This is a genomic window from Spirosoma sp. (genome assembly GCF_048594605.1).
Taxonomy (GTDB): Bacteria; Bacteroidota; Bacteroidia; order Cytophagales; family Spirosomataceae; genus Spirosoma.
On the sequence record NZ_JBMDWV010000015.1, the window covers coordinates 1 to 11,433 of the forward strand.

An 11,433-nucleotide genomic window follows, 5' to 3' on the forward strand; every position below is an offset into this window, starting at 1 on the left:
TCATCCTCGTTCCAGCCGACCAGTAACGGTTTGTTGCGGGAAATGGCCGGAGCCACCGGATCGAAGGGATGACGAGGCAGCACTCCACCATCGACCACCGGCCCAAAACCGCCGTAATTCCGGCGCATCATTCCCTGACTCTTATTTTTCTCCTGGAATGGTGGCACAAACGGTAATTTATTCTGCATAACCAGCAACTCAGATGCCGGAACGTCCAGCAACTTCCGCCAGTCTTTGGGAGCAATGCCCAGCTCTTTTAGCAACATGGCCGTCGTTTCGGCCGCTACGTCTTTCGGGGTCATGCGCACGCCCGGTCCGCTTTCAATCGAGGCTTTGTTAAAATAGGGAGCAGCTGAGGGCATGGCATACAGGCAGGATGTTTTAGCTCCGCCCCCCGATTCACCCCAGATCATTACGTTACCTGGGTCACCTCCGAATCGGGCAATGTTGTCATGAACCCACTTCAGGCCGTCCACAATGTCGAGCATACCCGTGTTTCCCGAACCGGCATACTCCGAACCAGCTAGTTCGTCCAGGTATAAAAAGCCCAAAAGCCCTAGCCGATGATTGGTCTCTACGACTACAACATCGAAGTTACGCGCCAAATTTGACCCATCCTGCCCACCCGACGCGCCAGATCCAATAACAAAGCCACCGCCATGGCTATAGAACATGACCGGACGCTTGCGATTATCATTGGCCGGGGTCCATACGTTCAAAAACAGACAATCTTCCGAAGGAGCGGGTTCATTCCGGCGAGGTGGCTGAATGGCCGGTGCGCCAAACTCCAGCGCATCTCGTACGTCCGTCCAGGGTTGAAGCGGAGCCGGACGCCGAAATCGCCGATCTCCGGATGTCCGGCCTCCGTAAGGTATTCCCCGGAATAAATTGACGCCATCTTTCCGGACTCCCCGCAGCTTTCCGTACGTTGTATCGGTAACAATAAACTCATCTGCCTTTCTGGCGGCCGAAACCCTACCACCCGGCAGCGTAAGAGCAGCCGTTGTTAGCGCTAGCTGGGCTAAAAAATCCCGTCGATCAAGTAGGTTCATGAAAAGGTTGGGGTCATTTTAGAAGTGAATCAACGCACACAGTAAAGCAAAAAAAGAAAGAAAATAACTGAAAAGTTTAATTATACTTTCTAACCTGATGATAAGTAATTCTTATCACTAACTATCATTTTAAATTGGATAGCAAAGGATGGAACTTCGTCAGTTGAAATATTTTGTGGGCGTAGCAGAAGAACTGCACTATGGCCGAGCTGCCAGGCGTCTTTTCATATCGCAATCTGCTCTGAGTCAACAGATCAAACTATTGGAGTCGGAACTGGGAACCGAACTGTTTGTTGGCGTCAAACGTACTAAACGACTCGATTTACAACAGGAGCCCAATCTGTTGTCGATGCCTATCCTCAACGCTGACGGAACCCCCTTTAAGGAAATCGGTATTCGGCACGTATTGATTCATAAATCGGAACAACCCAAACCACTGGTACAAGCACTGAGCGGATTGGTCAAGTCGCATAGAAATACAGTATAAAAGTTACCTGATATGTATGGCGCTTTTGACTAGCGATGCATTCATATCCACCCTGAGACAGAGAATACCCTTAAAAAAGTTTTAATCCTGTACCTGTATCATCTTCCCTGACGTATAATTCTGTATTAATTTTCTTTTATCATTTACCAGCATAATTTTGTATTATAAAATTAGATATAGATGATTCAAGTTATTAATCGAGCACTAGACCTGTTAGAGCTTATTGCCAACGACCTTGATCAACCAAAGTCCCTGGGTGAGCTAGCCGACGGACTTAGTCTGAATCATGGGACTTGTGCCAACATTCTGAAAACGTTAGTTACACGCGGCTATGTTGAACAAATAGGTGCTAAGAAAGGCTACATACTTGGGGCAAAATCCTATACGCTCACGGGCAATGAAGCCTATCAAAAAGATCTGCTCGGAGCAGCTCGCCAACCAATGGACGAGCTAACGCAGTCAGTCAACGAAAACTGCTTACTAGCCATACTCAAAGATAATCAACGGGTTGTAATTCACAGAACATTTGCTGAGCAGGATTTACAGGTACGCACGGCTGATATAAAACCTGTGTATGACTCGGCTTCCGGTCGGCTCCTGCTCGCCATGCTATCCACGGAAAAAGTTCGGCGTTTTGTTAGTAAATATGGCTTACCTGCCGGTGATTCCTGGCCGGAGATTCAATCCGAAACCCAATTATATGATGCGCTGGCACGCATGAATCAGGAAGAGTTGGCCCTGCAAACAATCCCTAATCGTCACGTTATAGGCCTTGCCGTACCTATCTATAAAAACGGATTTGTCGTTTCCAGCCTGAGCATTTATTTGCCCGAATACCGCTACATGGCCATGGATAAACAAAGACTCCTACAATCGCTCCGAAAATGCGCCGAATCCATAAATAAACAGCTGATATAGAGACATATATATAAGACAATAAAAAGGCTTCGGCCTTTTTTTATGTCTGGTCGACTAAGCGCCTACTAACGGTTAATTCAGTTTTTTATGAAAAAACAAAAAAATATTTGGAGTTAACCGGTATAACACATTACTATTGCAATAGAATAAAATTAAATTTTATATTATAAAAATTAATTCCTCGCCCTTATGAAACATCTAACGTTTACGTGGCTGATTGCCTGTATAACGACGTTCTGGACATCCTCCGGGTGGGCACAATCTGTTGTGGTGTCCGGGCAGGTAACCGGCGCAAGCGACAAGGCCCCCCTACCCGGCACAACCGTATCGCTTAAGGGGACAACAACCGGAACAACCACTGATGCCTCCGGGAACTATCGAATTACAGTTCCGAATCCAGATAATGCTACGTTGGTCTTTTCGTCTGTCGGTTTCCTGAGTCAGGAAATTGTCGTAGGAAGTCAATCATCTATCAATGCTGAGATGACAGCAGATGACCGGCAACTCGACGAGGTAGTTGTGGTTGGGTATGGTACAGTTCGCAAATCGGACCTGACGGGTTCGCTGGCGCAGGTGAAAGGTAAAGATATTGACGCCTTTCCGGCTACGAACGTATTGCAGGCCTTGTCGGGTCGAGCACCGGGCGTGCAGGTGACGCAAAATACGGGCGCGCCCGGTGCCAGTATCAGTGTACGTATTCGCGGAACAAACTCGATTCAGGGCAGTAACGAACCGCTCTACGTAGTGGATGGTTTTCCGACGTCGGGCAGTAATCCAACCATTGTGAATAACTCTGACATCGAGAGTATCGAGATTCTAAAAGATGCCTCAGCAACAGCCATCTACGGCTCGCGGGGTGCAAACGGTGTAGTAATTATCACGACCAGGCAGGGCAAGGCGGGCAAAATGACGGTCGATTACGAGGGAAGCTACAGCATCCAGTCGCTGCGTAAAAAACTCGATCTAATGAATGCCAGAGAGTACGCTACGTTCTACAACGAACAGGCAACCAATGATAAAGTAACGCCTTATTTTACGCAGGATCAGATCAACAGCTTCGGCGAAGGTTACGACTGGCAGAATCTGGTGTTCCAGAAAGCGCCCATGCAGACCCACAACCTGACGGTGAGCGGTGGCAACGAAAAAACGCGCTTTTCAGTTGGCGGAAGTGTTTTTAAGCAGGAAGGAATTATTCGGGGTAGCGATTATAACCGGTATTCGATTCGGGCCAATATTTCGACGGATGTTAGCAAAAAGTTCAACCTGAGCTATGGTGCTACGTTGACAAAAATTACGACGGGTCGCCAGAACTCGGGTGGTGGTAACCGGGGCGGTACGTTGATTTCGGCGGCTATTTCGGCTCCACCAACACTTACTCCCTACAATGATAACGGTTCTTACCGCGTACTGGCAACGGCTTATCCGTTCATCTCCAACGTATTGATCAATCCGCTCAACTATCTGGAGCAGTTTACGGACAACGTCGATGCGAACCGGGTACTGGCCAATGCAGCCCTGACATTCAAGCCATTCGACGGGTTAGCCATTAAAATTTCGGGCGGTATCGAAAACAACGATGACCAAACCGATACGTATACCACCACCAAATTTATCAATTCGCAGGGTAGCGCTAGCGTAGGGACGGTTCGCCAAATGAGCCTGTTGAGCGAAAACACGATCAGCTATATCAAAACGATTGCTCAGAAACACAGCATCTCGGCGGTTGCTGGTTTTACCTATCAGGATTTTCTGGACAAGCGGCTAAATGCGTCAGGAGTAGGTTTCCTCAGCGATATCACCGAAACCGCCAATCTGGGCTCAGCAGCTGTGCCAGGTATCCCTGGCACGAGCTATTCGTTCAGTACGCTGCTGTCTTATCTGGCCCGCGTGAATTATAGTTTCAACAACAAGTATCTGTTCACCGCCAGCATTCGGGCCGACGGCTCGAGTAAATACAGCGAAGGCAACAAATGGGGCTATTTTCCATCGGGAGCCTTTGCGTGGCGTGTTTCGGAAGAGCCGTTCATGAAGAACGTAACGTTTATGACCGATCTGAAAGCGCGGGCCAGTTGGGGTTTAACGGGCAGCCAGGCGATTGGAGCCTACGCTACGCTGAACAATCTGTCGGCCGGAAAAACCGTGTTCGATGATGCGTTGTACAATACGTTCGCGCCCGGAACGCAACTGCCTGGCAACCTCAAATGGGAAACCACCGAGCAGCTTGATTTTGGTATCGACGCCGGATTTTTGAATAACCGGGTTCAGCTGACACTCGATTACTACGTTAAAAACACCCGTGATCTACTCAACACGGTGCAATTACCGATTGGCTTCGGATTCACGAGCACGATCCGTAACGTAGGGGAGATTCAGAATAAAGGCCTGGAAGTTTCGCTGTCGGCCCGCGTAATCGACAAAGCGTTTAAGTGGGATCTGAACGGAAATATTGCCTTCAACCGCTCTAAAGTTGTTAAACTGGAAGGTGGCCGGGACATTCTGGGTGGAAGCGTAGGCGTTACGTTGATCAGCGATGCCGCCAATCTGCTACGGGAAGGCCAGCCGATGAGTGTGTTTTACGGCTACGTTGAAGATGGGTATACCGATCAGGGACGGGTAAAATACAAAGATCTGAACGGCGATAATGTCATCAATCAGCTCGATAAAACGATAATTGGCGATCCGAACCCCAACTTTATTTACGGGTTAAATTCAAGCATGTCGTTCAAAGGGTTCGACCTGACGCTATTTATTCAGGGAACGCAGGGCAACAACCTCGTCAACGTCAGTTCCATCAACAATACGCTCGACTACGGCTTTGGCCTGAATATGCCGCGCGAAGTCTACCTGAATCATTGGACACCGACAAATACAAACGCCAAGTATCCGGTTATTTCCCGCGCCAATAGCTACAACTATTCAAATCGTTTTGTTGAAGATGGCTCTTATCTGCGCCTGAGAACCATTCAGTTAGCCTACAACCTGCCGTTACAGGCACTGAACGTAACCTGGATGCGGACAGCTCAAATCTACGCCAGCGGCCAGAACCTGCTAACCCTAACGAAATACTCGTGGTGGGACCCCGAAACCAATTCGCAGGGTGGGGCTAACTCCATCGGCCAGGGCATCGATCACTACAGCTATCCTACGTCAAAAGCAGTCACATTTGGTATTCGGGTTGGGTTTTAACTAATGATTGAGTGATTGAATTGTTGAATGATTGAATAAGAAGCAAAGCCTGAGTTCATTCAACAATTTAATCACTCAACAAGTCAATCATTAACTACATGAAAAAGATAGTATTCTTCCTCCCGCTTCTTGGCCTGCTTTCGTGTCAGGACATACTGGTCGAGAAACCCAAAGCGGTGGCTATTGAAACATTCTACAATACGGCCAGCGAAGTAGAAGCTGCCGTTAATTCGGCGTATGCTCAGCTTCGGGCAACCAATGGCATTACAGGTCAGTTAGGTGCTCAGCTTGAAGCGTATACGGATTACAGTTATGGACGGGGCAGCTACCAGGTGCTGAGCGATTTTCAGGGCCTGAACAGTACCAATATTCCGCGTACCGACGAAGGCTGGCGCCTATTTTATCTGACGATACGTAACGCCAACCTGGTCATTCAGAATGCGCCAAAAGGCAAGAGCATCAGTCAGGCCGACGTAACGAAATACGTAGCAGAAGCCAAATACCTGCGGGCGTTTGCTTACTTCTGGCTCGTTCGAAACTGGGGTGGCGTACCGATACGTACCGAAGCGCAACTGAATGAACCAAACGTAAAGCGAAACACCGCTGAAGAAGTTTATACGCTGATTCTGAGCGACCTGAAGGAAGCTGAAACCAACTTGCCCGATAAAGGGGCGCAGGTTGGCCGGGCTACGAAATGGGCGGCAAAAGCGGCTCTGGCAGAGGTTTATTTTACCCGAAACCAATACGCTGAAGCGCGTGACAAAGCCGACGAAATCATTAAATCCAACGCGTTTTCGCTGGTTCCGGTAGCGACGTCAGCTGAATTTGATACCAAGATTTTTGGACCTACCGTTGTCACGTCGACCGAAGAAATCTGGTATCTAAAACAAACCCGGCAAAACGATCAGGGCATGTATCTGGCGATGTTTGCGCATCATCCCGGCTCACGGCTACATGGCGCCGGTGGCTTTTACGCGCACTACAGCGATACCGAAACTAACCCAATTATTAAAAACTGGGATGCCAAAGACCTTCGCAAAAGTGCGTTCTGGTATAGCTGGGACATTGGTTTGGGTAAAAATAGCATCCTGAGCAAGAAATTTTCGGACCCGCTGGCTCCCAACCAAACAGCTGCCGGAAACGACTTTCCAGTCTATCGCTACGCTGATATTCTACTCCTTTATGCTGAAGCCGCCAGTCGGGCCGGTAACGGGCCAACACAGGCCGCAGTCGATGCCCTTAATCAGGTGCACCGCCGGGCGTATGGACAAAATCCCACAACGGCCTCCAGCGTCGACTTTAAACTGGCTGATTATACCGCTGATACATTCAACGATCTGGTATTGAAAGAGCGGGGTTACGAAACCCAATACGAAGCCAAGCGCTGGCTCGATCTGAAACGGCTGGGCACGCCCAAGCTGAAAGGAATCATTAAAGCCGCTACAGGCAAAGACGTTGCCGATAAGCATCTGTTCTGGCCCATTCCGGTTGCTGAATTGAATTACAATACGGCTTTAGCCCCAACCGATCAGAATCCGGGGTATTAAGCGCATTAGCTACCTGATTGTTTTGAAAACCTGCGTCAATAGTTCGTAAGCTGTTGATTCGTAGTAATGTCGTAGAAATCGTGACCGGAAATGCGCACGCTAACAATACGTATCCCTGGATCGGTCGGGTTCATATTGGCTTTACGGGTGGATTAAAAACGACAAAATAGGCGCCATACAGCAAACCTGAATTTTATAAACCCAATACGTCTGTCGATGGCTGACAGATGGCTTTTTTTACAATGAAACAACTTATCTCGGCTACATTACTGACGTTGTCGGCATTTCAGGTGTCGGCCCAGCTTTCCGACGAATACAAAAGCCAATGGGGCGATCCGGCGGTGCAGCAACGTATCGCCGACGGTATCCGCGAGAATCGGATGGGTGCTTTTACGGTTCAGTTTACTGATAAAGACGGCAATCCGGTTTCGCCGGGTGAGGTTTCGTTAAGCCAGACCCGCCACGATTTTTATTTCGGAGCCAACGGCTTCATGGTCAAAGGCTTCAAGAACCCGAAAGAAGATGCGCTCTACGAAGAGCATTTTACGAAACTGTTCAATTTTGTAACCATTCCGTTCTACTGGCCCGAGCTGGAGCCGGAGCCCGGCAAGCTGCGTTTCGGGAAAGACAGCCCGTATAGCTACCGCCGTCCGGCGCCCGACGTAGTGCTGGAGTTCGCCAGGAAGAACAACATTACGCCCAAAGGTCATACGCTCGTCTGGGACAATCAACGCTGGTCGATTCCAACCTGGCTGCCGAAAGACGAAAAAATCATGGAGCAGAAAATCAGCAAACGGATTCAGGAAATCGGCCAGCGCTACGGTCACGACATTCAAATCTGGGACGTAGTAAACGAAGTAACTGATCGTCATCCCGACGTATTGATGCCCAAAGATTTCGCGTTCAAAGCCTTCAGGGAAAGCGAACGGCAGTTTCCAAATAGCAACGTATTTACGCTCAATTTCACCACCGGAATCTGGAACCGTAGCAATAAACGCGAATACAACGCCGATTACCTGCTCACCGAAAATCTGTTGCTACGTAACGCCAAGATCAACGCCATCGGCCTACAATTTCACAACTTCAGCGAGCCAGAATACGAGCAGATTATTAAGGGTAAAGCCATGACGCCCACTACGTTGTTTAACACGCTCGACCTGTATTCTGACTTCAATCTGCCGCTGCATATTACCGAAATTACCGTATCGGCACTGACAGATAAAGGTCCTGAAATGCAGGCTGCGATGACCGAAAATTATTACAAACTGTGGTTCAGTCACCCAAAAGTGGAAGGCATTATCTGGTGGAATCTGGTTGATGGAACGGCGGCCCCGGCACGTATCAAATCCGACGGAACGGTGGTGCCCGGCGAAGACAAATGGAAAGGTGGCCTGCTGAACCGCGACTTCTCCAAAAAGCCTGCTTTCGACGTACTGGATCGACTGATCAACAAGGAATGGCGCACGAATGTAACGGCTTCGCCCAAAAATAACGCGGTGAGCTACAAGGGCTTTTACGGTACGTATATAGTGCTGACGCAACGTAACGGCAAGAAATACGAGAAAGAAGTACAGTTTCCGAAAAGCGGTGCCCGTACACAGATTGTTGTGCTGGATTAAATAGCTTATCCATAAGCCGTATTAAAGCGACAGCCTAAGCTGCTTTTTACGGCAATCAGAAAAATTTAGCATGAAAATTATTGACATCCGTACTCGCTGTGTTGCCATTCCGTTAAACGCTCAACTACGCCATAATACCGGCGTGCATCCGGGCTATTTTCTACGTACCATTCTCGAAGTGATTACCGATGAGGGTATCGTTGGATTGGGCGAAGTAGGAGGAGGGGATCAGCGCGGAGCGTTGCAAAAACTGAAACCACGTATCGTTGGTGAAGATCCGTTTCATCTCGAAAAGATCAAGCTGAAAGTACTACGTAGCATTTATTACATGTCCAACGCGCGGCTATATGCTGCCATCGAAATAGCCTGTCTCGACATTCAGGGCAAAGTGCTGAACCGCCCATTAAGCGATCTGCTGGGCGGACGTGTGCGCGACGAAGTACCGTTTATTGCCTACCTATTCTGGCGATACGACCGTCCCGGTGATGGTAAGCACGATGAAACAGCGGAAGACATGGCCGATTTCTGCGTAGAACTCCACGAAACGCTGGGCGTTAACTCGATGAAGTTGAAAGCGGGTGTCAAATCGCCGAAGGAAGAAGCGCGGGTACTGGAGCTTTGTCGCGAGAAACTGGGCGACGATTTTGGCCTGCGTATCGACCCGAACGGGCTTTGGTCGGTGCAGACGGCGGTGCAGATTGGTCGTAGACTGGAAGACCTGAATATTGAATATTTTGAAGATCCGTCGTGGGGCCTGGAAGGGAACGCAGCCGTTCGCAAGCAGATACGTATCCCGATTGCGACGAATATGTACCCCGCCAAATTCGATGATCTGGCTCCCGCCATTCGCATGGGTTCGGTCGATATTGTACTGACGGATATTCACTATTGGGAGGGGCCGCGTGGCGTGAAAGATCTGGCTGCGGTCTGCAATACGTTCAATCTGGGCGTGGCTATGCACTCGGGAGCCGAATTTGGTATCGAACTGGCTGCCATGATTCATACCGCTTCCACTATTCCGCAAATGAATTTCGCGGGCGATGCGCACTACCATTACCTCACCGACGACATCATTGAAGGCGGCCTGATGCAGTACGAAAACGGCTGTATCAAAGTGCCGACTGGTCCCGGCTTAGGCGTTGCACTGGACGAGGATAAGATGAAGCATTACGAGAAATATTACGAAGAAAAAGGCGATTACTACGCTCGCTTCCACCAGGACCCGTACCGGCCCGACTGGTACCCAACGGTTGGCGGAATGTAATTTTTCTTTTGACAGGATTTAAGCTTTTCGACAGGATTTACAGCCGGGCCGACGTTCGGATGAACAGGATTATTTACTCAGAATAAATCATGTCAATCCTGTCAAAAAAATTCAAAATGAAAAAAGCACTCGTTACCGGAGCGTCGCAGGGAATTGGAAAAGCCATCGCGCTACGTCTGGCCGAAGCAGGCTGCGACGTAGTGGTTCATTTCCACGAAAACCGCGATGAAGCCGAAACCGTTGCAGACACCATCCGGCAAATGGGACGTAACGCCTATGTGTTACAGGCCGATCTGTCGGAAACCGCGCAGGCCATTCGACTCGCTGAGCAGGCATGGGACGTAGCAGATGGTCTGAATATCCTGGTGAACAACGCCGGCGTATCCTATAAAAAACACTTCTTAGACGTAACAGAGGCCGATTTTGAGCAATTCAATAACGTCAATTTTCGCAGCACTACGTTCCTGACGCAATCCGTTGCCCGAAACATGGTAAAGCATACCGTAGCGGGTAGCATCTGGACCGTTACGTCGGTGAACGGCGTTCGGCCGGGGTTGGGATTAAGCCTTTACGGAGCCACGAAAGGAGCGTTGGAAACCCTAATGAAAGGCGTAGCGATGGAGCTGGGACCGCACAACATCCGGGTCAATACGCTGGCAGTCGGGGCTGTTCAGACCGACATTAACCGGGATGTCTGGGAAAATCCGGACTTGCTTCAGACCGTGAACGACGGCATTCCCGCCGGACGATTGGGACAGGCTGACGAAATCGCTAACGTATTGGTGGATTTAATCGCATCGGGTAGCTACATGACCGGCTCGACCATTACCATCGACGGCGGTTTGCTACTGATGCGGGGCTATGGCAAACTGAAACCCTATGGAGATGCTTAACCGAAACTATAGCATGAAAAAACTTAATATACTCTTTTTGAGCCTTTTCCTATTGGCGAACGTAGCATCGGCCCAAAGCAGTCCGTCTGCTACGTCGCCCGATAATCCGTTTGCCGACGAGAAAAATAAACTCTGGCAACCGTACCGTATTACGCCACGCACGGGCGCTCAACACGTATCACTCTCGGGCGATGGCTGGGAATTGTCGCATACCGATCAGCCGATAAGCGACCTGAAGGCTCCACGAAACGATGCGTTTCAGACCAGCATTCCGAATTCGGTGCATTGGTCTTATTTCAAGGCCGGGAAGTTGCCGCATCCGTATTACCACAAAAACTCCGACCAGTATAAGTTCATGGACGAGAAGGCGTGGTACTACCGTAAATCGTTTCCGACGCCCGCCAGCGCGAAACCCGGCAGCTACGTATTCCTGTGTTTCGATGGCGTCGATTATTTCTCGAAAGTAT

9 protein-coding genes are annotated in these 11,433 nt (G+C 49.4%); 8 read left to right on the forward strand and 1 reads right to left on the reverse strand.

All coding sequences use genetic code 11. From position 1 onward, the window contains the following. Positions 1 to 1,052: carboxylesterase/lipase family protein (locus tag ACOJS8_RS00645; RefSeq protein ID WP_420146597.1), on the reverse strand; the 1,052-nt coding region annotated here is incomplete at its 3' end. Between the two features lie 148 nt (positions 1,053 to 1,200). Between ACOJS8_RS00645 and ACOJS8_RS00650 the strand changes: the two genes are divergently transcribed. From ACOJS8_RS00650 to ACOJS8_RS00685, 8 genes are all read left to right on the forward strand, one after another. Further along, positions 1,201 to 1,539, forward strand: coding sequence for a LysR family transcriptional regulator (locus tag ACOJS8_RS00650; protein WP_420146598.1), 339 nt, complete (start codon positions 1,201 to 1,203; stop codon positions 1,537 to 1,539). Between the two features lie 180 nt (positions 1,540 to 1,719). After that, positions 1,720 to 2,457 (forward strand): IclR family transcriptional regulator, encoded by a 738-nt coding sequence (locus ACOJS8_RS00655; RefSeq protein WP_420146599.1) that lies wholly within the window; start codon positions 1,720 to 1,722, stop codon positions 2,455 to 2,457. Between the two features lie 189 nt (positions 2,458 to 2,646). Beyond that, positions 2,647 to 5,643: a SusC/RagA family TonB-linked outer membrane protein gene (locus ACOJS8_RS00660; protein WP_420146600.1), complete on the forward strand. Its 2,997-nt coding sequence runs from the start codon at positions 2,647 to 2,649 to the stop codon at positions 5,641 to 5,643. 98 nt (positions 5,644 to 5,741) lie between these two features. After that, positions 5,742 to 7,190, forward strand: a complete 1,449-nt coding sequence (locus ACOJS8_RS00665) for a RagB/SusD family nutrient uptake outer membrane protein (protein ID WP_420146601.1) — start codon at positions 5,742 to 5,744, stop codon at positions 7,188 to 7,190. A gap of 242 nt (positions 7,191 to 7,432) precedes the next feature. Further along, the gene (locus ACOJS8_RS00670) at positions 7,433 to 8,809 is read left to right on the forward strand and encodes an endo-1,4-beta-xylanase (RefSeq protein ID WP_420146602.1); all 1,377 of its coding nucleotides are present in this window, start codon (positions 7,433 to 7,435) and stop codon (positions 8,807 to 8,809) included. Positions 8,810 to 8,879: 70 nt separating this feature from the next. Then, a complete protein-coding gene (locus ACOJS8_RS00675; RefSeq protein ID WP_420146603.1) occupies positions 8,880 to 10,073 on the forward strand; it encodes an enolase C-terminal domain-like protein in 1,194 nt (397 codons plus the stop codon). Positions 10,074 to 10,189: 116 nt separating this feature from the next. Then, positions 10,190 to 10,966, forward strand: coding sequence for an SDR family NAD(P)-dependent oxidoreductase (locus ACOJS8_RS00680; protein ID WP_420146604.1), 777 nt, complete (start codon positions 10,190 to 10,192; stop codon positions 10,964 to 10,966). A gap of 13 nt (positions 10,967 to 10,979) precedes the next feature. After that, the coding region (locus ACOJS8_RS00685; protein WP_420146605.1) for a glycosyl hydrolase 2 galactose-binding domain-containing protein at positions 10,980 to 11,433 on the forward strand (454 nt) is incomplete at its 3' end.

Bases quoted from the DNA above. Each gene is read 5' to 3' on its own strand.
- ACOJS8_RS00650 (WP_420146598.1), top strand. From the start codon at position 1,201: ATGGAACTTCGTCAGTTGAAATATTTTGTGGGCGTAGCAGAAGAACTG.
- ACOJS8_RS00655 (WP_420146599.1), top strand. From the start codon at position 1,720: ATGATTCAAGTTATTAATCGAGCACTAGACCTGTTAGAGCTTATTGCC.
- ACOJS8_RS00660 (WP_420146600.1), top strand. From the start codon at position 2,647: ATGAAACATCTAACGTTTACGTGGCTGATTGCCTGTATAACGACGTTC.
- ACOJS8_RS00665 (WP_420146601.1), top strand. From the start codon at position 5,742: ATGAAAAAGATAGTATTCTTCCTCCCGCTTCTTGGCCTGCTTTCGTGT.
- ACOJS8_RS00670 (WP_420146602.1), top strand. From the start codon at position 7,433: ATGAAACAACTTATCTCGGCTACATTACTGACGTTGTCGGCATTTCAG.
- ACOJS8_RS00675 (WP_420146603.1), top strand. From the start codon at position 8,880: ATGAAAATTATTGACATCCGTACTCGCTGTGTTGCCATTCCGTTAAAC.
- ACOJS8_RS00680 (WP_420146604.1), top strand. From the start codon at position 10,190: ATGAAAAAAGCACTCGTTACCGGAGCGTCGCAGGGAATTGGAAAAGCC.